The organism is Paenibacillus apiarius, assembly GCF_017052585.1.
Lineage (GTDB): Bacteria > Bacillota > Bacilli > Paenibacillales > Paenibacillaceae > Paenibacillus_B > Paenibacillus_B apiarius.
In genome coordinates this window covers 4295139-4320020 of sequence record NZ_JAFFHZ010000001.1, presented here as the reverse complement: position 1 = coordinate 4320020, position 24882 = coordinate 4295139, and the positions used below count along the sequence as shown (strand labels likewise).

Annotated in this window: 18 protein-coding genes; 1 reads left to right on the top strand and 17 read right to left on the bottom strand. The window is 54.3% G+C overall.

The window, feature by feature from the left end; genetic code table 11:
- Positions 1-9: 9 nt before the first annotated feature.
- The 12 genes from JSQ80_RS19300 to JSQ80_RS19245 all read right to left on the bottom strand — a co-directional run bounded on the left by JSQ80_RS19300 (position 10) and on the right by JSQ80_RS19245 (position 10308).
- Complete coding sequence (locus JSQ80_RS19300; RefSeq protein ID WP_087432588.1) at positions 10-372, bottom strand: diacylglycerol kinase family protein; 363 nt, start codon at positions 370-372, stop codon at positions 10-12.
- Positions 372-869 (bottom strand): rRNA maturation RNase YbeY, encoded by a 498-nt coding sequence (ybeY, locus tag JSQ80_RS19295; protein ID WP_206096365.1) that lies wholly within the window; start codon positions 867-869, stop codon positions 372-374. Before ybeY ends, JSQ80_RS19300 begins: the two co-directional genes overlap by 1 nt.
- A 27-nt stretch (positions 870-896) precedes the next feature.
- Positions 897-3236, bottom strand: coding sequence for an HD family phosphohydrolase (locus JSQ80_RS19290; protein WP_206096364.1), 2340 nt, complete (start codon positions 3234-3236; stop codon positions 897-899).
- Positions 3237-3251: 15 nt separating this feature from the next.
- Positions 3252-4241, bottom strand: a complete 990-nt coding sequence (locus tag JSQ80_RS19285; RefSeq protein WP_411829567.1) for a PhoH family protein — start codon at positions 4239-4241, stop codon at positions 3252-3254.
- A 29-nt stretch (positions 4242-4270) separates the two neighbouring features.
- Positions 4271-5485, bottom strand: a complete 1215-nt coding sequence (gene yqfD, locus JSQ80_RS19280) for a sporulation protein YqfD (protein ID WP_206096363.1) — start codon at positions 5483-5485, stop codon at positions 4271-4273.
- Positions 5482-5775 carry a sporulation protein YqfC gene (gene yqfC, locus JSQ80_RS19275; protein WP_087432583.1) on the bottom strand — a complete coding sequence of 98 codons (294 nt, stop codon included), beginning with the start codon at positions 5773-5775 and terminating at the stop codon, positions 5482-5484. The genes yqfD and yqfC overlap by 4 nt, the downstream gene beginning before the upstream one ends.
- 176 nt (positions 5776-5951) lie before the next feature.
- Entirely contained in the window at positions 5952-6491 is a 540-nt protein-coding gene (locus JSQ80_RS19270; protein ID WP_206096362.1) for a hypothetical protein, read from the bottom strand.
- Between the two features lie 10 nt (positions 6492-6501).
- Positions 6502-7500 (bottom strand): flotillin-like protein FloA, encoded by a 999-nt coding sequence (floA, locus tag JSQ80_RS19265; RefSeq protein WP_087432581.1) that lies wholly within the window; start codon positions 7498-7500, stop codon positions 6502-6504.
- 115 nt (positions 7501-7615) lie between these two features.
- Entirely contained in the window at positions 7616-8998 is a 1383-nt protein-coding gene (locus JSQ80_RS19260) for an NfeD family protein (RefSeq protein WP_087432580.1), read from the bottom strand.
- Positions 8999-9155: 157 nt separating this feature from the next.
- Complete coding sequence (locus JSQ80_RS19255; protein WP_019422501.1) at positions 9156-9599, bottom strand: GatB/YqeY domain-containing protein; 444 nt, start codon at positions 9597-9599, stop codon at positions 9156-9158.
- Positions 9600-9614: 15 nt separating this feature from the next.
- Positions 9615-9788, bottom strand: a complete 174-nt coding sequence (gene rpsU / locus JSQ80_RS19250; RefSeq protein ID WP_005547957.1) for a 30S ribosomal protein S21 — start codon at positions 9786-9788, stop codon at positions 9615-9617.
- A 169-nt stretch (positions 9789-9957) separates the two neighbouring features.
- Positions 9958-10308 (bottom strand): histidine triad nucleotide-binding protein, encoded by a 351-nt coding sequence (locus JSQ80_RS19245; RefSeq protein WP_087433058.1) that lies wholly within the window; start codon positions 10306-10308, stop codon positions 9958-9960.
- 106 nt (positions 10309-10414) lie between these two features.
- On the opposite strand from JSQ80_RS19245, the gene JSQ80_RS19240 reads away from it, so the two are divergent.
- Positions 10415-11188 carry an alpha/beta hydrolase gene (locus tag JSQ80_RS19240; protein WP_336245794.1) on the top strand — a complete coding sequence of 258 codons (774 nt, stop codon included), beginning with the start codon at positions 10415-10417 and terminating at the stop codon, positions 11186-11188.
- Between the two features lie 51 nt (positions 11189-11239).
- Here the strand turns inward: JSQ80_RS19240 and JSQ80_RS19235 are convergent, their stop codons facing one another.
- From JSQ80_RS19235 to addB, 5 genes are all read right to left on the bottom strand, one after another.
- Positions 11240-11686 (bottom strand): hypothetical protein, encoded by a 447-nt coding sequence (locus tag JSQ80_RS19235; RefSeq protein WP_240463725.1) that lies wholly within the window; start codon positions 11684-11686, stop codon positions 11240-11242.
- 353 nt (positions 11687-12039) lie between these two features.
- Positions 12040-15642, bottom strand: a complete 3603-nt coding sequence (locus tag JSQ80_RS19230; protein WP_206096360.1) for an AAA family ATPase — start codon at positions 15640-15642, stop codon at positions 12040-12042.
- Positions 15639-16832 (bottom strand): exonuclease SbcCD subunit D, encoded by a 1194-nt coding sequence (locus JSQ80_RS19225; RefSeq protein ID WP_206096359.1) that lies wholly within the window; start codon positions 16830-16832, stop codon positions 15639-15641. The genes JSQ80_RS19230 and JSQ80_RS19225 overlap by 4 nt, the downstream gene beginning before the upstream one ends.
- Before the next feature lie 123 nt (positions 16833-16955).
- Complete coding sequence (locus JSQ80_RS19220; RefSeq protein ID WP_206096358.1) at positions 16956-21311, bottom strand: UvrD-helicase domain-containing protein; 4356 nt, start codon at positions 21309-21311, stop codon at positions 16956-16958.
- The gene (gene addB, locus JSQ80_RS19215; RefSeq protein WP_206096357.1) at positions 21292-24876 is read right to left on the bottom strand and encodes a helicase-exonuclease AddAB subunit AddB; all 3585 of its coding nucleotides are present in this window, start codon (positions 24874-24876) and stop codon (positions 21292-21294) included. The genes JSQ80_RS19220 and addB overlap by 20 nt, the downstream gene beginning before the upstream one ends.
- Positions 24877-24882 lie beyond the last annotated feature (6 nt).

Sequence of the window (24882 nt, the reverse complement as noted above, 5' to 3'; positions counted from 1 at the left end):
CTCCTGTATCTACCAGAACAAATTGACAACAGGATAAAAAAAGATAACCGCACCGACGATAACGGCAAAAACCGCCGTTACGAACACTGCTCCTGCGGCGGTATCTTTCGCGATTTTGGCGATAGGATGCTTGCTTGGCATGCTTAAGTCAACAGCTGCTTCCACGGCTGTGTTCAACAACTCGGCCGTAAAAACCAGCGTAATGGCCAACCCGATCCACAGCCAATCGGAAACCGAAATGCCGAATCCTATCCCCATGGCGATTACGAGTATCGTCACCGCACCGTGCACACGCATATTACGCTCCGTGCGGAAAGCATGAAGTATGCCTGAAATCGCCACCCGGAACGTATCGCTCCATGGGCGCTTCATCAGCGGCTCAGCCCGATTCGAGCCAATACGGCTTCCTGCTTGTCCATCATGACGCGCTCGCTTGCTTCATCTTGATGATCGTAGCCTAGCAGGTGCAAAAAACCGTGCACGAACAGAAATCCGATCTCACGCTCAAGCGAATGGCCGTAATCGTCAGCTTGCGCACGCGCGCGTTCCGTGGAAATGATAATATCTCCAAGCAAATCACTCATCGATTCCAGTTCGCCTTCATCTTCCACTTCGTATAGAATGTCCAGTTCTTCATCCGTCGATTCATGGAGCGCAAAGGACAAAACATCTGTCGGACGGTCTATGCCGCGGTATTCGCGATTCAACTCGTGAATTTGTTGGTCGTCGACAAATGTCAATGCCACTTCCCCTTCCGTAACGTCCTCCATCTGAGCCGCTTCTTGCAAAATACGTTCAAGCAGCTCGATTAACGAAGTCGCTATCGGATAAACTTCCTGATCATCATTCCATTCAAGCTTCATACTCATGGCTTCGGGTCGCTCCTTATACAACAATTAAGACTCGGATTTTGACTTGGAATCGGCTGTGGAGGAAGTCGCTCCGCTATCATTGTAGCCCGCTTCCGCAACCTGCTTTTTGTCTTCCGCGGATTGCTCTTCCTTCTGCTTCAGCTTTGCATCATCCGGATATTCAATCCGCGAATGGAAGATTCCCATCACCGTTTCTTTAAGCGACTGCCCGACGATGTCAAGTTCGCGCAGCGTCAAATCGCATTCATTGAATTGGTTATCGTCAAGCCGATCTTTAATAATCTTCTGTATCATTGATTCAATCTGTTCAACCGTCGGATGGCGAAGCGATCGCACCGCCGCTTCCACACAGTCGGCGATACCGACGACCGCAGCTTCTTTGGATTGCGCCTTGGGTCCCGGATAACGGAAATCATCTTCCGTGAAATCCGGCTCTATCCCTTGCTCTTCCGCAAGCTTCAAAGCTTTGTAATAGAAGAATTTAAGGAACGTCGTGCCGTGATGCTGCTCGGCAATATCACGGATCGGCTTCGGCAGCTTATAATCCTTCAACATTTCCGCGCCGTCTCGCGCATGCGCCACGATTATGGAGGTGCTCAGCTTCGGATCGATAAAGTCATGCGGATTGTCCATATTGGTCTGATTTTCAATAAAATAGCTCGGCCGCTTCGTCTTGCCGATGTCATGATAGAAAGCACCGACGCGGCAGAGCAGGCCGTTTGCTCCTATCGCTTCTGCCGCCTGCTCGGCCAAGTTCCCGACCATCACGCTGTGATGATACGTTCCCGGCGTCTCCGTCAATAGCTTGCGCAAGAGCGGATGGTTCGGGTTTGAGAGCTCCACGAGCTTAAGGGCGGACAAAATGCCAAACGTCACTTCAAAGAACGGCATCAAACCGAGCACCAAAACGGCCGTCAGCAGACCGCTTGCAAAAGCGAATGCAACTGCAAGCATCAGGTCGCGATTATTGAACGGATCTCCACCGAGCATCCCGAGCACGAGCACCGTCAAGCTGCCAAAGATGCACACCATAATTCCCGCCTTCAAAATCGTCGAACGTTGGCTGGCACGATGTGTCGCAAAAATAGCCGCATATGATGTGACCAAGGCAAAAAATCCAAAGTGGAAGTCGAAAACAGTGCCTTGCTGCGTATTTAAAATAATGCTCGTTAATATGCTTAGTACAACGGCGCACATATAAGCAAGCGGCAAATCAATCAATAGCGTAATAAGGATTACGCCCATTGCAACCGGAGCGACAAAGCCGATATAGGCGGCATCCTCCGTCTGGGCATAGCCGATAATAAGGATCGCAATGATGCTAATCGCAAAGATAAGCACCAGCATCAGCAGCTGCACGTTGTTGAATTTGAAATGCGTGTGGCTGCCCTGGCGCATAAACATGAACAGAACGAGCGAGAACAACGCCGACAGCAGGAGCAGTCCGAACTGCGGCCAATAATTGACCTCTGACTTCAGCAAATCGTTCTCCTTCAACAGCTCGTACATTTCTTGGGTAATGACTTCACCCTTTTTGACGAAAATATCCCCCTGCTTGATAAACACCGGAGGCGTATTTTCCCGGGCCTGAACCTTTGCTTCCTTCGTCGCGTCGTCATCATAGAACTTGTTCGGCGTCAGGGACAGACGAACGAGCTCCTGCACCACTTCACGCGCCGATCGCTTGTTCAGCGAACTGGCATTGACGTATTCCGGAACCTTCGCTCTCCCAATGGCGGCCTCCGGCACCGGATCGATCATCAGCTTCGAGACCAATTCGCGGGCTACCGGCTTCATTTCCGTAATATCTTCCTTCGACAGCCGGGCCATCTTGATGAAGGTTTCTTCCGGGATAGGGTACTTCTGTTCCTCGATACGTTTGCTCATCTCATCGAGCATAACATTCGTATAGGTGCTGGCATTGCGGCTCATCGTTATGAACTGGCGGATATGCTCGTTCACCATCTCAGGAACGACGCTGCGATAGAGCTCCACCTTCTGTGAATACGAAATCAGATCATCCGAGTTCAATTGCTCGATGCGGTCAAATATTTTATCCACGAGCCGTTCATTCTTGAGAGAAATAATCTGATATATGGGCTGGACACGTTCGGCCGCTTGCTCCTGCGCCTTCAATGTCGCTTTCTTATCCGGAATCTGAATCGGAGCGACAATATCCTTCTCGCTCTTCACATTCACTTCTATATCGAATTTCTCAGGCAAAATGCTTGGCGCCAAACTAAAATAAAACAGTAACGTTAAAAACAAAAACAGAAGAAAGCGCACGCCGACGCTGTACTTCCAACCTGCCATATTCACTTGGCGCGAATTGCTTCCGTTGCCGGAACGAATTGTCTTTAGCATAGAGAACAACCCTCTCTATCCTTGGTTTTCGCTTTCCTTCTGGTAAGCCGTAATAATCTTCTGTACTAAGGAATGACGAACGACATCCTGCTCGGCAAAATGCACGAATCCGATTTCCTCAATATCCCGCAAAATTTGACCGGCTTCCACTAATCCTGAGCGTTTGCCCCGCGGCAAATCAATCTGTGTGATGTCTCCCGTTATGACCATCTTCGATCCGAATCCGAGTCGTGTCAAAAACATCTTCATCTGCTCTGGCGTCGTATTTTGCGCTTCGTCCAAAATAATGAACGCATCATCAAGTGTGCGTCCGCGCATATAAGCGAGCGGCGCAATCTCAATGAGGCCGCGTTCAAGCGCCTTCCCCACTTGCTCAAGTCCCATGACGTCATAGAGCGCATCGTATAGCGGACGTAAATAAGGGTCAACCTTTTCTTGCAGGTCCCCTGGAAGGAACCCCAAATTCTCGCCTGCCTCGACTGCAGGCCGTGTTAGCACGATTCGCTTGACGGAACCTTCCTTCAGTGCGGAGACGGCTAATACGACAGCCAAATACGTCTTCCCTGTGCCGGCGGGTCCCACGCCGAACACAATATCTCTTTTTTTAATGGTCGATACATAATGCCGTTGTCCAATGGTCTTGACACGGATCGGCTTGCCCCGATACGTGACGGCGATTTCACCTTTAAATAAATCGAGCAGTTCTTCAACCTTCCACTCTTGAGCCAAGTCGAGCGCATACAATATATCGCGCTCTGATAGTATGATATTGCCGCGAATCAATTGCAGCAGCACATTAAAGAGCTGTTGCAGTCTCTCTACCTCGACCGATTCGCCGGCAATGACGAGCTCCGCTTCCCGAGACATGACACGCGCATCTGTACGGTCCAGGATAAGTCTCAAATGCCTATCCTGAGGTCCAAAAAGAGCAAGTCCTTCAGCGGCGTTTTGCAGTGATATTTTGACAGTCTGTTGTTGCGACAAAAACCTCAGTCTCCTTAACATTCAGTGTCCTTGTGATTTTGGTTCAACATTCATTCCGAGTTCGATTCAGAATGGGGTTCAAACTGGTGAACAAGCGGAAGTTCTTCCGCTATAGATTGTTCCACTTCAAAAAGCACCTTCAAGTCCACTTTACCATTGTCCGCCTTCCGATGCAAAATTTTTTCCGTTTGAATGCGCGCTTCCGGTCCGTTTTTTGCGATTACGTCAGCGCGCGCCTGCATCAGTCCGGCTTCATATGCTTCCTCGGCGCTGCGTTCTTCCGACACATATTGAACTTCCATTACAGTCTCTTTTAACCAGCCGATTGGGAATGTTAATTCTCTCCATTTCATTCTGCTGACATCCTGAATCGTCTCAAAGTGCGCATAAGGAATGTCCCCGTATCCAGCAACTTTGAGTCTGCGGTCTCCGGCGACAAAATATGTAATTTCTTTCTGCTCTCCGGTATATACCTTCTGCTTGCTGACGAGCGGCGATACGATGTGATACTCATGCCAGACGAGACCGCGCACGTCCCCTCTGGCCGCCACCGTCAACGGCGCATCCGGAGTTCCGAGGCTTCCCGAAATGAGCACGGCGCCTTTCTTCACCCGCATGTTCTGCTTCACGACCGGCCGGCCCTGATCCGCTATAATATGCGTGATGACGGCATCCGTTTTCGCGACAAGATGTCTTGGATTGACAAGCTGCCTTGTATCTGGAGTAATCGATTCGACCACTTCGATGGATACCTTCGTCCCTTCCCGATGAACCCCGATCCAAGAAACCCCCTTCAACTGGGAAGTCATACCTTTCGACATCATATCGGGATCGCGAAGGCGGAACGTCCATTGAAACGGATAAATTCCTTGCTGTCTGGCGGCGGAGAGCACATCCTCGGTTGGAATGCGCTCATTGCCTTTGACATCAATCGTCCATACGAGGGAGGAGAGCATGTACAATCCGAACAGAAAAAGAAACGCGCCGAGCACAAAAAACTTGCGGCGCCTTATCCGTTTCATCGCAAACGGGATCCCGAAGCGTTCCTTTACATGAACGCGACAGCCTGTCTGTTTTAAAAGCGGACGCAGGCGGAAAAAATCAGCGATAAGCACGTGAAACTCCATGACTCCAGGCGTGGTCACTTTTACATCCCACACCCTTAATTGTTTAGACGCGGCAGCATTTATGAAGGTTTCAATATTTTTGCCGCGCGCACGAACTCGAACATATCCGCGCACTCGCGCTAAAGATGGTGCTTTCACGTCAATTCCCCCGTTCCATGATATTTAATATCGCGAACGAACCCTTCGATGCGGATTTCCTCCGTCCAAATGGTCCGAATGACAAGCTCGCTTCCGTATATCTCCAACTCACCGGTCACTAAGGCCAGCCGAATATGATCATTGGAAAAATGAAGAATTCCGCGATGATTTTCAACCACAAGATGCCGATTGCCGATCATCGATAATCGGGGCGTATCCATTACAATATCTTGCGGCAAATCGAACCAGTTCGCCGACCATTGGCGCAGTTTGCGGGCAATGCGACTCATTTTGCGATAGGCCCCCTTCCCGTACTGTACAATTTATGCTCACAGGCTCGTGATTATGAAGCAGGAAGATCCGAATGACCCAAACAAAAAAGAGCCTCGGCTCGCAATAGACGCACTGTGGACAGTGTTCTATCGCAAGAGCCAAAGCTCTATTTTTCAACACGATTGATTATGCTTCAGGAACGTCCCCCGTATGGACGCTTCGCGCGTGGAGGGCCGAGTATTTCTGCCCATGCCACGCCTTTCAGCGCATCTTCCGGGTTAATGAAGTCGGACGAGCCGCCAATCTCATTGTCTGTAATTGACGAGGAGGCTGCCGAGCGGGAATTGCTTCGTCCATGCAGCGAAGCAGATGTCCCGGCGGACATTTGCCGCGTCGTGCGCTCAATGGCGGCAAGCTGGTGCTCCATCTCCGCCATCCGATCGTCTGCCCATGCGCCGGCATCTTCCCTATCCGCGCCCTCGCGTGAATGATCCGTGCGTCCCTTGCTATCCATATATACCGGGGCTTCCACTTCGTCGTCCTCATCATCGTAACGGCGGGATTCCGCTTGCCCGGCAGTCCCCACCTGACCGCTGCCGCCGAAATCCGGCATGCGGTTGGTCCCGTCTTTCTTTTGGCCCTTCCCCATAGCAGAGAACAGAGCTCCGATAATGACGATGGCAATCAACGGATTACTCATGACAAAATCAATGAGTTTCTCAATGATATTCATGGCTTATCGCCTAGCTTTCCGATTTGTTATTATCGCGTCCGCCGTCGGACATCTTGCCGAGCGACCCGCGCATATGCGTATCCGCTTCGATATTTTTCAGATTCATGTAATCCATGACGCCAAGCTTGCCATTGCTTAGCGCTTCTGCCATGGCGAGCGGCACCTGCGATTCGGATTCCACAACGCGCGCTCTCATCTCGACGACGCGGGCTTTCATCTCTTGTTCCTGAGCGACAGCCATTGCGCGGCGTTCCTCTGCCTTCGCTTGCGCAATGCGCTTGTCGGCTTCCGCTTGCTCGGTTTGCAGGTGCGCCCCGATGTTCTTGCCTACATCTACGTCAGCAATATCAATAGACAGAATTTCAAATGCAGTTCCTGCGTCAAGCCCTTTGCCCAATACAGTACGAGAAATAAGATCAGGGTTCTCCAAAACGTCCTTGTGCGAGGCGCTGGAGCCGACGGTCGTTACGATACCTTCCCCGACGCGGGCGATGATCGTTTCTTCACCGGCACCCCCGACCAAGCGCTCGATATTCGCGCGAACGGTTACGCGCGCGCGAACCTTCACTTCGATGCCATCCTTCGCCATTGCCGCAACAATCGGCGTTTCGATGACACGCGGGTTAACACTCATCTGAACGGCTTGCAGCACGTCACGACCAGCAAGATCAATCGCTGCCGCACGCTCGAACTCCAAGTGAATGTTTGCACGTTGAGCTGCGATGAGAGCATTGACGACACGGTCGACATTACCCCCAGCCAAGAAGTGACTTTCCAATTGGTTAATTGACAGGCCTAATCCTGCTTTCGTCGCCTTGATCATCGGGTTGACGATACGGCTCGGCGTTACCCGGCGCAAACGCATCGCCACGAGCGTAATGATGCTGATGCGGACTCCGGAAGCGATTGCTGATATCCAGAGCATGACTGGGAAAAAGCTGAAGAATACGCTTAGAACAATCAAAATGACCGCCCCGATAAGCAGCGTAGTTATCAATCCTGGTTCCATACGTGGCACAACCTCCATTTATTAATCTATGTGACTTACAGTATTACCTCTTATTTAAAAAATTTCTTATTGCACTCGCTATTAAAACGATAATATGAAACATCGCAATGGTCAATCAATTCCCATTGTGAGGCCGAACAACAATGCGCGATCCTTCCACTTGAATGACTTCGACCAGCTCATCGCGGCTGACGAAGGTGCCGTCGGTAACGACATCGAATTTGTTGTCGTCGATGAGTATCGTGCCTGCCGGCCGCAGCGGAGTCAGCGCACGCCCTATTTTGCCGAGTATCGCCGTCTGGTTGGCATTGGATACATATCCTTCTTCTGTGGTGAGAGCATCTTTCAGGATGAATCGATTCCATATTCCGCGATGCTTAAACACTCTTATCACGATAATAATGACAATGAGTGCAGCCGTGAAAGCGATGCCAAGCGACAAGAACGCATTCGACGTATCGTATGCGGCACGGACAACACCGGCAATCATGCTGATTGAGCCTAATATCCCCAATATGCCGAAGCTAGGAATGAACAGTTCCAGAGCGAGCAACACTAGACCTGCAATGAATAATACGATGGTTTCCACCCCCGCAAGGCCTGAAATATAATGGCCAAAGAAGTACAATCCGAAACCTAAAATCCCCAATATGCCTGGAACGCCAAAGCCAGGAACGAACAACTCAATCGCCACCCCGGCAATGCCGAGGAACAAGAGCAGTGTCGCTACCGCCGGATGAACGAGATATGCCGCTATCCGTTCGGCTGTCGTCTGATCAATCCGCTCGATGTGAGCATCAGACAGCTTCAATTTGGAAATTAAATCCTGAACAGAGTTAGCTTCATATTCCGCATATCCTGCTTTCTTTGCCTCAGCCACGCTGAGCGATAACACCTCTCCCGGATTTTTCGTCCGGCCAAGCTCGGGAAGTTCAATCTTAGCTTGCAGATCCGCCATCGCTCTTGCAATATTGGCGTCACGCCCATTTTTGTCCGCTACCGATACCATTTCGCTTATCCATAATGCCACCAGCTTCGGATCGTCGACATACTTATGGGTGCCGTCGACTAGCGCGGCTGAACCAATGGCGCTTCCCGGCGTCATCGCAATCTCGTTAGCGCTCATCGCCAGGAAGCTGCCTGCCGACGCCGCTTTCCCCCGCACCAGCACGACCGTGCGGGCCGGACTTCCGATGATGCGTTGACTCAACTCCTGCGCAATATCGACTCTTCCGCCAGGAGTGTCCATCTCGATGATAATCGCAGCGGGATTCAACGCTTCCGCTTCGTCCAACGCGCGAAACATAAATGACTTCATCACCGGATCCACATTCCCGATTAACGGAATAACTGCAACATTGCGCGAAGAATTGGCCGAATCGCTAGTCTCCGCATGGGATAGCGGAACGAACGCAAACATTAAGCTGAAGAAAAGACCTAACGATAACATCCATGCGGTGCATTTCAACCCTCTTGCGAGCATCTCTTTCTTTCGCATAAGATTTTACGTCCCCCCTTCCTATTCACTTGTTGGTATATGCTATTATACGTAATTTTAGTCGTTTGCGTTTCACAACTTCGGAACAATAGAAAAAGCACTCCTTGTAATCAAGGAGTGCTTTTACGTTTTAAGTCGATAGGTTGTCAAGAGATCCTTATTGCAGATACTGTTGAACTATCGTATTGACTAGTTTGCCGTCGGCGCGCCCCTTCACCTTAGGCATGAGGGCACCCATCAATTTCCCCATGTCGGCTTTCGAAGAAGCACCGGTCTCTTGGATGGTCTCTTGAACGATCACTTTTATCTCTTCTTCGGAAAGCTGAGCAGGAAGGTAATGCGTCAAAATGTCAATTTCCGTTCTTAGTTTATCCGCTAAATCGCCTCGACCTGCTTTCTCGAACTCTTGGAGGGCATCTTTCCGCTGTTTGATCTCACGACCTAGAATCTCAAGCACTTCATCGTCATTCAAAGTTCTCTTTTCATCTATCTCAACATTCTTGATCGCCGAACGTACCATTCGGATGGTGGAGAGTTTGAACTTGTCTTGACTCTTCATCGCTTGCTTCATATCTTCGTTCAATCTTTGGCTAAGATCCATTGGTGCGTAATCCTCCTAAAACTTTCTCTTGCGGGCAGCCTCGGACTTTTTCTTGCGCTTGACGCTTGGCTTTTCATAGTGCTTACGCTTTTTAACTTCAGCCAATACGCCATCTTTCGCGATGGAGCGCTTAAAGCGACGAAGTGCAGCATCGATTGTCTCGTTTTTGCGAACTTTCGTTTCAGACACCAGTTTTCCCTCCCTCCGACCAGACCGTCCAAGAACAACAAACACGGTTCATCAAACTACATTATATGTGATTGCAAAAGTCAGTGTCAACCTTGAGGGAGCATTCTGTCAACATTTACGCTTTGAACGCACCTTCCGAATAACTCCTTCCGCAGGTGAGCAGTAACTGCTATGCTTTTCGTCCCACCAAAGCTCCTAGCGGTTCACCGCCAAGCAGATGGTAATGAATGTGAAACACTTCCTGTCCGCTGTCTTTTCCGCAATTGTTGATAAGGCGGTATCCCGTATCCGCAATGCCGAGCTCACGCGCCACCTGTTGGGCCGCACGGTGCATCTCGCCGATCAGGGCAAAGTCTTCGCTCTCGGCATCATTCATAGTTGCAATATGTTTCTTGGGAATGATAAGAATATGTACAGGAGCCTGTGGAGTGATGTCGTGGAAAGCGACTACGGATTCATTCTCGTACACTTTTTTGGAAGGAATGGTTCCTTCGATAATTTTGCAAAAAATACAGTCCATTGGACTTTCCTCCTTTAACTTTATCATAATCAGTATACATTTCTGTTCGTATACCGTTATCATATCAAAAAGAAGAGGCTCGTCCAATACGAAGGAGGGCATAGAAGTGTCATCTGCGAAAGAATTGCGCACGCCACGAAAGAATAGAAGATGGATATTATGGGCCGTCATCGCGCTTGCCATTGCGGTTGCCGCCGGCATATACGGATTTCTTCGCCCCTATCCCGCCGGATCCAAAGCGGAGCAAGCATCGATTTCGAACGAGAATGTTAAAGTATATTCGGAAAATGGCGTGTTCGCGTTCGAGACTGCCGGGACACCGCTCGCTAACTTCATCCTATATCCTGGCGGACTTGTCGAGCCCAACAGCTATGCCGTACTGGCGCGCGGGTTGGCCGAGCGCAAAATCAACACATACATTTTGAAGATGCCGCTCAATCTGGCCGTCTTGGACAGCGACGGGGCAGAACGAGTCCTCCCGAAGATAGATACGCTTGCCCGGCAAGTGAGAACGATCATCGGAGGACATTCCTTAGGAGGCACAGCCGGGGTGGAGTTTGCGAAAAAACACCCGGATTCCGTGCATGGCATCATCTTATTAGCGTCATATGCAAACAGCGATATTTCCAATTCCAATATTCCGGTACTATCTGTTTATGGTTCGAAGGACGGCGTGTTAGATTTGGAGCGGTACATCAGAAATAAAAAGTATCTTCCGGAAAATCTAACCGAGCACGTCATTCAGGGAGCTAACCATGCCCAGTTCGGGGATTACGGCAATCAAAAACACGACTATGCGGCCAGCATTTCCGACGATAGCCAAATTCGTGAAACGGTTGACATCATCTCGTCTTGGCTCACTTCATTGCCGCCGCACTGATATGTAAGCTCCGCCCTCCGGATTAAGCGGAAGCGCAGAGCTGCGGGCACCTTAATAATAAGGAATTAACGCCAAGGCGGTTAGCGCCGCCAATGGCAGCAGCAATCGATGGAAGCGGCGGCCGTAGCCGTATGGATAGTAATAGCCCGGATAATACCCCGGATATGCCGGATCGATATACGGCGGCAGCGCGTAAGGAGTGCCTGCATAAGGATAGTACCCGTAAGGCGTTACTGAACGGGCCATATTAGGCACAGGCCAGCAACCCATCGGAACGGCCAAATACAGATGATCGCCGTCCACGCATTCGATAATTCCTTGATATACGCACCCTTCCACCGTCTGCACTTTCACATAACGATGCATATGCTTGCGACACAGCTCGTGCATCGATTCCTTTTGAACGGTCGCGCCAGCCGTAGGCGGGGTTGAAGTTCCGACAGGGATGGGCACCGCTGTCGTTGGTGCCGGCTTAACGCCGGTTTTCTTCTTCTCCATAGACGTCTCCCACTTTCTGCAATCGCTTGAGATACAGTCATGATATTCGCCTATGGGCGAAAGCGTGCATGAAGGACATAAGATTTGATATAAGAATCGCCGCAGTTCCAATGCATGCTTCGCATATAAACGGGCAAAAAAAAGAACACCTCGTACCCCGCTAAAAAGCGGGCAGCGCATTATACGCTGTGAACGTACTGCGCCTGCAAGCAGTCAACTGCCTGGCTGCATGCCTGCAGATGCTTGCAGAAGCAATACGGTCACCGAGGTGTTTATAAAAGATTGATGTCGGCTATCTGTATTATAACAGCGCATTGAAACTGTAACTGTGATATATTTCACACCACATCAATTCACTTCAATACGATTCGGGATCCTCTTCCGGCCTGCTCGGCAGGCATAACCTCCAATTTGCGCGGCAATCGCGCGCGCAGCTCCGGAACGTGACTGATGACACCTACCGACAAGCGGTCCGTATGAAGCTTCTCCAAGGAGGTCACGACCGTATCGAGAAGTTCCGGATCCAGAGTTCCGAAGCCTTCATCCAAGAAGAAGAACTCCAATGGATACATCCCACGCAGTTGAATTTGCGCAGACAAGGCCAATGCGAGCGCAAGCGAAGTCAAAAATGTCTCCCCGCCTGACAAGGTAGATACCGGCCGGCGAATGCCGCCGTTGCCGTCGTCGCGAATAACGAAACCTCCGCCTGAGTCGACTTCCAGGGCATAGCGCTGCTTGGTCAAGCTTTTCAATCGCTCTGAAGCGGTGCGGCTTACTTGCATAAGCTGCTCCTCAGCTACGAACTCGACAAATGCATTGCCTCGAAATACGCTTTGCAGCTGGTGCAGGCGGCCCAAATACGTCTCGCCCCGCACGCGCTCGGCTTCAAGCGCGGCCCAGCGCTCATGTTTGCTGCGCAGCTCCTCTGCGTCGCGTTCCGCTCTTGCACGGGCTGCCAAGGCAGCTTCGTCACTCTCTGCAGTCTGCTGCCACCTTGCAGCGCAAGCCTGCCATTCTTCCTCTGTAACGGACGTGCCGCCAAGCCGTTCCTCCAACCGCTTCAGTTGCGCGCCCAGATCACGCAGCTCTTCGTGATAACGCTCCAAGTCTGCCTCGATGCGCTTGCGCTCTTCGGAAGAGTGTCTTGATGCCAGCACATCATCGGTATGGATGAAGGAAGATTGGCTCAATTGAGCCTGCAATCGTTCTTCGGCCATGACGGCCCGCTCGCATAAGCCGTTCCAAGCCTGAGCCGCCAAAGCCGCGCGTTGCTGTGCCGCTTCGTTCGCATTGCGGGCGGCATTCGCCTCCTGCCTCGTCCGTTCCGCTCGCTGCCGTATATCGGTCAAACGGGCAGAAGTCTCGACCGCCAACTGCTCGATCGGCGGTCCGCCCAACCAGGGACGAAGCCTAGTCTCATAATCGGCGATCATTCGCACGATGCCATTCCACTCCGCCTTCGCTTTCACCCGCTCCATATCTGCAGCTTGCTTCAGCTGCTCATGGCGGCGAATATGTCGCTGCGTCTCCTCGATGTAAGCTACGCTCTTCTCCAAGCGAACGCGGCAGTCGGCAACAATCGCTTCCCGTTCACGCCACTGTTCTTTTGCTCGTTCCATCTCCCCTTGGAGCCATCCAAATCGTTGATACTGCTTGTCCCAGTTCGCATGCTGCTCACGCAGGGACTGCTCTGCCTCATCCCAGAGCAATTCCGCTTCACGGAAAGCGCTGGCTGAAGTCTTATGCGAGGCCAACGCCTGCTGCAGCTCCCATTGCTTGTCCGATACTTGCTGCATGATGCGTTCCATCCGTTGCCCCATGGCTCGAGTGTCCCGCGTCAGCGTTCGCAGCCTATCATTGAACCGGTCAAATCCTTCATTACGCGAAGCAGCGGCCATCTCGTCATGCTTCCGCTGCACGATTGAATGCGGGCCGAAGGCGGAAGCGTCAGCTTGCACATCGGCTGAGTGTCCCCTGATGCTCGCCATTCCGATTTCCGCGCCTTCATCCGCTGCCGTATGCTCTTGATAGACAATAATGCCGAGGGCGGCCGCAAGCTCATCCCCGCCTCCTACTCCGTCATCCGCTCCAGATGCGCCGGATCGCTCTTGTATCATGCTGCGGACGCGTACAGACAGGTCTTGGAGCCGCTCAATCCACTGCTTCAGGTCTGTTCTGCTTCGTTCCCATTCATGCTCGGTAGTAAGCAGCATCGCTTTCAGTCCGTCCTTCACTTGTTCCCAGCGTGACCAGCGTTCATTCCAGCCCTGCTCGGAACCCGCTTGGTCATCAACCGGGACGCGGGCGGGCGCCGGATGGCTTGCAGAACCGCAGACCGGACACGGTGCGTTCGGTTGCAGGTGAACGGCTAGCCGCGCGGCAATCTCTTGCTCCTCCTGCTCCCGCTGTGCTTGCCGCGTCTGTTCCATCATCTGCTCGACTCGCTCCAGCTCGTCTTGCAATTCAATCCGCAGTCTTTGCCAAGCTCTGGACTGTTCCGTTCCGGAATCCACTTGCTTGCGCACCTCTTGCGCGCTCATGACGATATGCTCAAGCGATTGGTTCCAAGCCGCCGCCCCTTGAGCCGCAAGCTCCGCTTGCTTCTTTTTGTTTTCTTCCAGTTCCTTGCACCGCTCTTCCAGCATGCTCAGTCTTTGCCAATCCGTTACCGCTTGCTGGAATAGTTCTCGTTCCTCGCTCGGCTTCTCGTGCGAGGAGAGCAGGCCGCGCAGCTCCGCTTGGCGCTCCAGCGCTTTCTTGAGCTGCTGCTCCGCCCGTTCCGCTTCGGCTGCGGCACGGGTATAGCGTTCACTCGCTTCCTCCATCCGCTCATTCCAGCCCTCCGCCTCCTTGCGAAGACGTTCGCTCTCCCCGTGAAGACGAGCCGCTTCCTGCAACTGCTCAGAGCGGAGAACCAATTCAGGCTCCTCCGCTTCCTTGCGGCGAATTGCCGCATCTGCCGCGAGTTGGGCGCGCTCCGCCTCGCTTATCGCATGGCGTGCCGCTTCATCGGCCGCACGATGTTCCGCTTCCGCAGTCTGGCGCTTCGATTCAAGCTCTCGGACTTCAAGCAGGAAGGGAGCGAGCATTTCGGCTTCCTTCGCTTTCAGCAACTGTTCTTGCTCCAGCACGCGCCGTGGCGCCTCCAATTCCAACTGAGCCATGCGGCTGCCAAGTCGGTTCTTTTCTTCCATCCAGCCCCGCTTCTCGGCTAAGTCCCGGTATTCGCGTTCGGCCGCGATCTTCGCTTCACGGGCTCGTTCCGCGAGCACAGACGCTTCCCGCAGCGCCTCTTCCGCCAGCTTCACCGCTTCCTCCGAAGCATCGCCGAGTCCCTGCTGCTCCGCGCTGCAGGCTCGCACTTCTCCTTCTGTCTCCTTCACCTTGCGCGACAGCTTAATCGCAAGTTCATCCCCGTATTTCTCCAACGAGAACAGGCGCTGCAGCATTTGCCTCCTGTCACTGCCTTTCAAAGACAGAAATTCGGCGAATTTGCCCTGGGGCAGCACGACGGCCCGCGTGAAATCATCCATCTTCAACCCGATATGATGTTCAACGCAGCGGGTCACTTCGGCGAGCTTGTCCGCAAGGACGACCTCTCCTTCGGGAAGCACCTCGATAAAGCGGCTGACGGTATTGCCAATCGTCACCTCGCCTGTTCGTTTAAATCGCCGTTCCACCCGGAATGTCCGGCTGTCCCCCGCCCCGTTCAACGAGAAGCTGAACGATACGGATAAGGTGTCCTCCGCTTGGTTCATAATGCCCTGCGTGCCGTTCGCCGCCCGCTCCACCTTGCCGTACAGCGCCAGCGTCATCGCGTCCAGAAGCGAGGATTTTCCGCTACCCGTCGGACCAAATATGCCGAACAGCCCCGTTTCGCAAAGCGCTTGGAAGTCTATTCGCTGTTCTTCGCGGTAGCTTTGCAGTCCAGACAGCTTCAACTCAATAGGCTTCATGCGCTTTCGTCCTCCTCTCCCCGGTCGCCGATTAATTCCAAAAAGCATTCCACCAAGGCATCATCAGGCTGGGCCCCGCCCGTCTGGCGCTCATAGAAGCGCCGGAACAGCTCCTGCACAGGCATCTCGCTCCTCCGGCCTTCCTCCGCCTCAATCCGCTCCATTTCCGGATATACCGGCCGGATATGGACAATGCCTTCATGCGCGCGGCGCAGCTTCTGTATTTGCTCCATCGTTAACGCATCCGTCAAAGAAATGCTTACGTCAAGCCACGCCTTCGCATCGCGTCCTTCCTCGATCCATCGCAGCACTTCCTCATAGCCCCCACGCGCGTTCCACTCCACCAGGGGCTTCCCCGACGCAAGATAACGCTCTTCAGGTACAGCCCCTTGCCCCGGGGCAATATCAAGCAGGGTGACCGATTTGGTCTGACCCGCTTCGGAGAAGCTGTAGGCTAACGGGGAACCGCTGTAACGGATCGTGCCCGGTCCTTTGACGGCTTGGGGGCGATGCAGATGACCGAGCGCGACGTATTGGACGTTGCCTGGAGCTTCCTGACAAGCAAACACGCTTGGATCAACCGTATAGGCGCCTCCGACTTGTATCGGACGTTCTGAATCGGTTTCGACTCCGCCCAGCACATATAGATGGCTCATGATGAGGTTAATGGCAGACGGACGAAAATGCTGCGCCTGCAAAGACAGGAGTTGGCCGACTCTGGCGCTGTACGCGCTTCTCAGCACCTGTTCCTCGTTGCAGGCGGACAGCAGCTCCCCGAGACGGGACTCGGAAGGATACGGAAGCGCTGCAATAACGGCTTCTTCGCCGGTTCGTTGACACGGAACAAGGACGGGAACAATTCCCGGTTGCCCGACAAGTGCAATTCCATGACTGCTTACGAGCGGTGCCGAAGCTGATACGCGCTCCGGATGATCGTGATTTCCCGAGATGATGACCACAGGCCGTTCTCCTCCCTGCGATAATCTGGCCACCGCCTCGTAAAATAACAGTTCCGCCGCAGCCGGCGGATTGACTGAATCATACACATCTCCGGCAATCAACACGAGGTCCGCTTGCTCTTCGTCAGTCAGACGGACCAGCTCGTCAACGAAGGCGGCCTGTTCCTCCAAGCGGCTCCTTCCCTCCAACGCACGCCCGAAGTGCCAATCCGCCGTGTGCAGAATACGCATGGGATATCAGCTCCTCTCTCCCATCATTTTTGTAGAGTTCATCCATTTGTTGCGGCACGATATATGCAAGCACCATGTGCAGCGGACACCGGCCTCGTAAGAAAAATTCCTTCGAACGCTGCGCTACAGCTCGCAAGCTTGGCGCGCGTCAAAGAAATACAACACCTTGCGGTCAATGGGGCGTTTCCAAATATGTTCAATTGCCCGTGCATACACATTCAATTGGAAACGGTAATGCTCGCTTAGCGCCGGCAGTCCGCCCCGATGGGCCAGCACCTTATCTGTCTTGAAATCAAGCAGCACGAGCTGCCCATTCCATTCGAACAGACAGTCGATAACCCCCTGCACGAGCACCGTCTCATGATCCAACAGACCGGAATCGTCGCGTGCAGCGAACGTAGAGGTGGCAACGAACCGTTCCCGGGAAGCGGATTCGGCTGCGCCGGACGCGCCGAGTACCGTCTCTTCTGCCGTAAGCTTCTCCTGCCACTGCCTTTTCATCTCAACCGTATATGCTTCAGCGGCTGTCAAGCCATAGCTGAACGGCAGTTCCCGCTGCACCCAGTCAGCCTTCAGCAGCTGCTGCCCGACTTCACTCTCGAAGAAGGCAAGCACCGCATCCATTTGTACCGCCTTCGCTTGCTTCTCTGTCATGAGCTGCCGGCCAACCATGTGAGCCAGCGTCTGTTGAATGATCTCGATCGTCATCTGCTCCTGCAGCGGCAAATGCTGCATTAAATTATGATAAACAGTGCCCCGTTCCGCCGGAGTCACCCGCTGCTCTTCCATAAAGCGCGGACGCTGCAAATGCAGCGTGAACCCGTTCCCATACCCAAGCCGGTCCGAATCCCCGTGCCTGACGGGCTGAGTGGCAACAGCCGCTTCCGATTGATAGAGGGCCTCCATTGCCGCATCCCCAAGCGCAGCCGCGTCTGCAGCGGCTTCTTCGCCTGATGCGGGCTGTTCGACCCACTCGACCGACGGCCATTCCTCCGCAGCGGCGAGCCGCTTCATTTCCGTAACGGATGTCTTGGCCGGCAGCATGGACGCAATCCGGTGCGGGTCGCGCCAGGCGAGCCGTTCCTCAATCCATGCCTGCCATGGTGACTGCGGCTTGTCCTGAAGCAGCTCCAGCTTGCTGATAGCTTCAAGCAGCGCCGCTCTCTCCTCGTCAACATCGGGTGACTCAAGCGGAAGTCCCGCGGCCAGCACAGATGCCGGCATGAAGGACAACTGCCATTCCGCCCGTTCCTCCAGCAAGCATTCACCGTTCCGATTCGGCAAACCTGCATATCGGCGCCATTCCGCCGCAGACGGGTGACGAATGACCGCCGGTCCGATCCAATCAAGATAAGACCGGGCCCGCGCCACCATATAATCCGGCAGCAGCAGCGGGTCAACATCCAATGCTTCGCCCCACTGTTGAATTGCCTTCTCGGCGTCATTCACCGTTCCGATGAGAATCATTTTTTCTTTCGGGCGCGTCAAGGCCACATACAATACCCGCATTTCTTCTGCCAGCAATTCCATGCGCATCTGGCGTTTGATCGCCAAATTCGGCAGGGTCGGATACGTTACGCGCAAAGCCTCATCCACATATCTCGGGCCGAAGCCGAGCTGCTTATGCATCAAAAACGGCGCCGTCAGATCCTGTTGGTTGAAGCGCTTGGACAAGCCGGCTAGAATGACGACCGGGAACTCAAGCCCCTTGCTCTTGTGGATCGTCATGATGCGCACGACATCCTCCTGTTCACCGAGCGTGCGGGCCGTTCCCAAGTCTCCCCCCGTATCCCGCATCCGATCGATGAAGCGCAGGAACCGGAACAGGCCGCGTATGGACGATGACTCATATTGACGGGCACGGTCATACAATGCCCGCAGATTGGCCTGGCGCTGCATTCCTCCAGCCAAACCGCCTGCCCATTCGTAATAGCCGGTCTCCCGGTATACCTGCCATATTAATTCGGACAAGCTGCCCTGCCGCGCGGCGTTGCGCCATTGCTCCAGCCGGCTCATGAAGCGGCGGATCTTGCTTGTCCAGTCGCGGCCAGCCGCAGTCGCGACAGATAGCGGCAGTACGGGCAGCTCCGCTTCCGCAGATAGCGCGGCGCCAGCTTGAGGGGCATCCGCTTCCGCTTGCAGCGCAAGACAGACCGCGTCATAGAAAGAGCCTTTTCCCATTAATCGGATTTTAGCCAGTTCCTCCGCCGTCAATCCGACAATCGGCGAGCGAAGCACGGCCGCCAACGGGATGTCCTGCTGCGGATTATCAATGACCCGCAGCAGCGACAGCACGACCTCGACCTCGGTTGCGCGGAAATACCCCGTGTTGAATTCCGCATAAGCCGGAATTCCTTCCAGCCGCAGCTCTTCCACCATCAGGGGCGCCCAAGCTTGCGTAGCTCTGAGCAGAATTACGATATCACGATACGTAACCGGGCGCATACGCTTCTGTTTCTTGTCAAAGACAAGGAACGGCGGCTCCCCTTCGTCCCCCAGCAGACGCCGGATACGGGAAGCAATGGCCCGCGCCTCCAAACGCGCGGTCTCTATCTCGGCAGGATCAAGTCCGGCTTGCGCTTCCGCCCCGCTCTCCACGTCAGCGGCTGCGTCCGCTTCCTCATCGTCCTCCGCTCCCGCAGCATCAGATCCGGCTTGTCCTCCTTTCTCGATAATCATCAGCTCTGCCGCGTACTGTTGCCGCTTCTCAAGCTCGGCCGCGCTGACGTTCAAATCCTCCGCCATTTGCTCCACCGTCGGATAAGATGCCCCGCACACAAGCTCGGCCGCTTCGTCATACGACAATTCGGCCACATTGGCGCTCATGACTTGGCGGAATAGCATATTGACTGCATCAACGACTCCTTGACGGCTGCGGAAGTTGCGGGCCAAATCGATACGGATGCCACGTCCGCTCCCGTCAGCGGCATAGGATTGATATTTATGCAAAAAAAGTCCCGGTTCCGCCAGCCGGAAACGATAAATGCTCTGCTTCACGTCGCCGACCATAAAGCGGTTGCCTTTGCCGGGACGCGTAATCAAATTCACGATGGCCTCCTGGACCATATTCGTATCCTGATATTCGTCCAACAAAATTTCAACGAATTGCTGTTGATATTCCAGAGCCGCTTCAGAGGGCATAGCCTGCTCAGGCGTCGAGTTTTGGCCACGCAATATGCGCAAGCAGTAATGCTCCAGATCAGAAAAATCAAGCCAGCCCTTCTTCCGCTTCGCTTCTTCGAACCGCTCGCCGAAAGCGCGCACGGCATCCGCTATCGCCTGCATAATGGGAACGAGGTCGTTCAGTTCCTTCAAGAACTCCTCGGGCGTGCGCCGGAACAATTCATCCCGCAACTGCTGCAGCCGTGCTTTCGCTTGATCGCGCAGCCGCTTCACCTGCTCCTGCAAGGACTTGTCATATTGGTCTCCGCGGCAAGCCGCCAATCGTCCGAAAGTCAGCAAGTCAAAAGAGGCATGCAGCTGTTCCCATGGTTCACGGCGAGCGGCCTCTGCCAGAGCCAACGCTCCTGCAAGCTCTTGCTCCAGTGTCTGGCGGTATGGCTCCGGTCCTCCCGGCGCGTCCAGCAGCCGATTCGCTTGCCGCAGCAGTTGGGCGATGCCGTTCAGCGTAAGCCGTGCATCCGCCATGACGCTCTCTGCCCAGGACGACTGCCCGAGCTGAGCGATGCTCTTCACTTCAAATGCGGCCGCCATTCCGTTCAACCACGCATCAGGCCACGGATGGCTGCGCGAGAAGTCATACAGACGCTGCACCAAGCGAAACGCGGCTTCATCGCTGCGCTCCCCGCTGAACCAATCTACCATTCTTCTAAATTCAGGCCCCTCGGCGGCATAACGCTCTTCGAACAGTTCCTCGAGCACATCTTGGCGCATCAGTTCCGTCTCGGTCTCATTGGCAATGCGAAATGCCGGGTCAAGCGACACCGTCTGAAAATGCCGCTGAATGACTTCCAAGCAGAAGGAATGCAGCGTCGTAATCGATGCGCGGTTCAATAAAGCCAGTTGGCGGCGGAGATGCTCCGACTCAGGCTTCTCCTCAAGCTCGCGTTCAAGCGCGAGCCGGATGCGCTCTCTCATCTCGGAAGCTGCCGCTTTCGTAAAGGTCGCTACAAGAAGCTGATCGACGTGAACCGGATCGGACTCGTCACTAATTTTGCGGATGATGCGCTCGACGAGCACCGCGGTCTTACCCGAGCCGGCAGCTGCCGCAACGAGCACATTTTGTCCGCCGTCGACGATGGCCCGCCACTGTTCGTCCGTCCATGTGCTGTCGGCAGGCTTGGGCGGCAGTTCGCGGACGGCGATCTCGCCGTTGTCCGGACCTTCCTCGGCGACCTCTGTCCCGGGATCGGGATGGGTCATGAATTGTTCGAGCTCCCCGTCCGCGTTCGCGGTCTGTCCAGATTGCGTGCGGCTGTCAACGTCCATTTCACTGTTCTTATTGCTCGGCTGTGCCATTCTCCGGCTCCCCTCCTTCCAGCTTCATCCACGCTTCCTCTTTCGATAACCGAGGGAGTAAATGATATCGATTGCCATCCACCAGTTCGTCAAATTGGCATACCGGTTTAAATATACAAAAATCGCAAGCCTTCTTCGTCCCCAGCCGGTACGGCTCAATCTGCACGTCTCCATCCGTGATGCGCGTGCCTATATGTTGGATAACCGACCGTACGGTGCGGCGCAGCACGTCCCACTGCTCTGTCGTCGCGACGGAAGCGTTGCTGTAGAACGATCCGTCGGCTTTGACTGCTACCGGGAGAATGTCCGAGTAGCCTTTCTCCAACGGCTCATCCATCAAGGCCACGACGTCGCGATCAGCTGTGACGAGGCCGCGCAATTTGAATTTTTTCAGCAATTGATCGTACGCTTGCTCCATAGTTAAGCCGTTCGACGCTTGCAACAGCGGATTATGAACGTGGAAATACAAGGTGCCGGCCGGCAGCGCCGCCGTCCCGAGCCATTGCTCTGCATACGTAATCAACACGTCCAGGTACGTCAGCATTTGCAAGGACAATCCATAATACACTTCATGCAGCTTCAAGTCCGTTGCGCTTGATTTATAGTCAATCACCCGCAGCAGGACCCCTTGGTCATTAACCGCTTTGTCTACACGATCGATCCGGCCGATAATTTCCATCGAGCATCCGTTTTCGAGCTTAAAGCGGAGCGGTGGCAGCGGCTTGTCCGGCCCGAAGTCCAGTTCGAGCGCAACCGGCTCGAACTGACCGCGCTTCGCATGTTCACCCAGAACCGAAGCGGCACGGCTGACGATATGTTTCAGCTTCCCGGATATATGCTCGTAACGCTTCGAGCTCAACAAAATTTCTCCTTGAAGGCGGGGAGCCAGCAGGTCCACGATCCGATCGGCCTCGGCGCGGCACTCCTCAGGGGTCAAGCCGGCCCATGTTCGGTTGCCCGCCTGCAGATCCATGGCAAAGCGGCTTAACGCAGCATGGAACAGCTGGCCGATGTCAGGCGCATCCAAACGGTATAAGCGGCGTTCTTTCAGCTTCAGGCCATGGGATGCAAAATGAGAAAACGGGCATGCGACGAAACGCTCCATCCGGGACACACTCGTGCGCAGCTCCTTTCCATACAGCTTCCGGCTTGTGCTGGAAGCAAGCGGCTCGACTTGATTGCGATAGATGAGCGAGCTTATCAAGGAGCCCATCCGATCATGCCATGCCGGCTGCGAGGCAAACCAGCGGTACACTTCCCACCACATTGCAGCGATAGGCCGGCCTTGCCGCCATTCTCTCAATTGGGCGACCAGATGCTTCAACGCGGCTTCCGGGTGCGATACGAAGAAGACTTGTTCTTCTTCGCTCATGAATTCGTTCGGCTCCGCAAGAATGAGCTGCTCCTGCACTTGCGGGAACAAGCTGCGGACATGGCGCACGATTTCGGACGGAAGCAGCGACTTGCCCTCTTCATCGGCAAGCGCATAGCTCATCCATAAGCTTTCGCTGGGCGAAGTCAGCGCCCGATAGATAACGAACCGCTCATCCAGCAGCTTGCGGCGAATGCCGGGAGCGAGCTCCATCCCAATCTGCAGCAGCACGTCGCGTTCGTGTTCTGTCAATACCCCGTCTTCAATCGGGCGGGCAGGAATGATGCCGTCATTGACGCCCAGCACATATACATGCCGAATCTGGCCCGAGCGCGTCCGATCCATTGATCCGATGAGCACCTGATCCAGCGCCGGAGGAACCAATGCCATCTTTACGCTTTCAAATCCGGTCTCAAGCATTCCGGCGAACAGCTCGACAGACATCTCTTCTTCCCCAACCATTTCCACCATCTGATCCAGTATGTTCAGCATCGCCCCCCATAGTTGGCGGTGTTCGCGCGCACGCTGCACTTTACCGTCCAGCAAAGCCTCTTGGCTCATGCGCTCCAGCTTCTGCGGCACGTTCAAGTTCATCCAAAAGGCGTATATCGCTTCGCACATGCCGCGGACGTTCTTGCTGCGAGTCAGGGAGCGGGCAAAGGCCGACACTGGCTCCACGATGGCTTGACGGCACCGCTCCGCCCACTCGGGCGCTTCGCCTCTTGCCTGCTGCTGCTCCCGTTCCGCCTCGCCCGGCACATCAGGCGCATCTGGATCCAGCGACAGGCTCGGTTCGGCCGGCCATGGCCGGCCGTTCGTCCATCTAGATCCCTCTATTCCGCATGCGAGCACGTAATTTTCCAGTCTGTCGAAATGCTCCCGCGTCATGCTCCCGTCTTCAGGCAGCAAAAAATCCGTCTTCACAAAGCGGAACACGGCATCGTAACGCCAATGCCCGATTAAAATATCAAGCGCCGCACGTGTCATCTCCACAAACGGATGATGCAGCACGGTCTGCTTCTGATCCGTAAAAAAGGGGATGTTCGCATCGGCGAAAATGGTCTCGATCAGTTCTCCGTATTCTGCTATGTTGCGCACTGTGACGGACATTTCGCGCCATCGGACGCCTTCGAACTGAGCGCGGCGCAATATATCGCGGGCAACCGCTTCGACTTCCACGCGGCGGTTCACGGCGGCATGAACGGTGACGGCGCCATTCGCAGACGCCGTGTTCCCTTCTTTGTTCGCAGCGCTGGCCGCTTCCCTGAACGGCGCTCTCCGTTCAAAATGCCGTTCCAAGTGGGAAAGCATCGCCGAGGCTGCAAATCGCGGCAGCCGTGTTCCTTCTGTGCCGCCGAGTGTTGTTACGCTGCCGATATCCACCCCGAGCGTGTCCGCGATATCTCTCATTTTCAAAAACGTCGTGGCCGTCGGGTGGAACAAATTCAATTCATGCGGCGTATCCCCCGGCTCGTAGACCCGATCCAGGCATAGCGTTATGGTCACGTTCGGCGCATGCAGCATCAAGGATGCCAGCACGGCATATTCTTGCGGTGTGAACCCGTTAAATCCATCTATCCATATCGATGCCTCGCACACATAGCTGGAATGAGGTATCCCCTCAGACAGCCGGGCAAGCACATCCTCTCCATCCAAATAATGCTCGGCCAACTCCGCTTCGAACTCATGCATGACCCCTGCAATGTCGCGCAGCTTCGCCGATAACAGCGGCTGGCCGTTCACATGGTTCTCCACGAACGCCAAATGCTCGTCTACCTCTCCAGCCTGAATCCGATACCGCTTCATCTCATCGAACAGCTCATTAAGCTTCTCGATGAATCCGAACTGCTCCGCCGCGCCTGCAAACAGGGGCAAATCGGATTTGCGCCGCTGCAATATTTTGTAGAGCAGCATCTTTTTTCCCTCTTCGCTTATCGGCGTCAGAGCCGTTCCGCCCGTTTCCTGCATGACGCGGTAGGCGAGCCGGAGGAAGCTGAGCACCTGCGCGCGCAGCATACCCGGGATGTCCCCGGCGGAGATTAGCGCATGCTCCGCTTGAAATGTCCCCTGCTCCGGCACAAGCAATATAACGGGCGGTCCGTACGGCTTCTCGCTCAGCTCCTGCCGGATACGGCTCAATACGCGCGTTGTCTTCCCGCTGCCAGAGCGCCCGATAACAAAATGTAACGGCAATGTTTA

Bases quoted from the DNA above. Each gene is read 5' to 3' on its own strand.
- JSQ80_RS19255 (WP_019422501.1), bottom strand. From the start codon at position 9,599: ATGGATCTTAGCCAAAGATTGAACGAAGATATGAAGCAAGCGATGAAG.
- JSQ80_RS19285 (WP_411829567.1), bottom strand. From the start codon at position 4,241: ATGTTAAGGAGACTGAGGTTTTTGTCGCAACAACAGACTGTCAAAATA.
- floA (WP_087432581.1), bottom strand. From the start codon at position 7,500: ATGGAACCAGGATTGATAACTACGCTGCTTATCGGGGCGGTCATTTTG.
- yqfC (WP_087432583.1), bottom strand. From the start codon at position 5,775: ATGAGTCGCATTGCCCGCAAACTGCGCCAATGGTCGGCGAACTGGTTC.
- ybeY (WP_206096365.1), bottom strand. From the start codon at position 869: ATGAGTATGAAGCTTGAATGGAATGATGATCAGGAAGTTTATCCGATA.
- JSQ80_RS19290 (WP_206096364.1), bottom strand. From the start codon at position 3,236: ATGCTAAAGACAATTCGTTCCGGCAACGGAAGCAATTCGCGCCAAGTG.
- JSQ80_RS19270 (WP_206096362.1), bottom strand. From the start codon at position 6,491: ATGAATATCATTGAGAAACTCATTGATTTTGTCATGAGTAATCCGTTG.
- JSQ80_RS19230 (WP_206096360.1), bottom strand. From the start codon at position 15,642: ATGAAGCCTATTGAGTTGAAGCTGTCTGGACTGCAAAGCTACCGCGAA.
- JSQ80_RS19245 (WP_087433058.1), bottom strand. From the start codon at position 10,308: ATGGACTGTATTTTTTGCAAAATTATCGAAGGAACCATTCCTTCCAAA.
- JSQ80_RS19235 (WP_240463725.1), bottom strand. From the start codon at position 11,686: ATGGAGAAGAAGAAAACCGGCGTTAAGCCGGCACCAACGACAGCGGTG.
- JSQ80_RS19260 (WP_087432580.1), bottom strand. From the start codon at position 8,998: ATGCGAAAGAAAGAGATGCTCGCAAGAGGGTTGAAATGCACCGCATGG.
- JSQ80_RS19300 (WP_087432588.1), bottom strand. From the start codon at position 372: ATGAAGCGCCCATGGAGCGATACGTTCCGGGTGGCGATTTCAGGCATA.
- JSQ80_RS19220 (WP_206096358.1), bottom strand. From the start codon at position 21,311: ATGGCACAGCCGAGCAATAAGAACAGTGAAATGGACGTTGACAGCCGC.
- JSQ80_RS19225 (WP_206096359.1), bottom strand. From the start codon at position 16,832: ATGCGTATTCTGCACACGGCGGATTGGCACTTCGGGCGTGCGTTGGAG.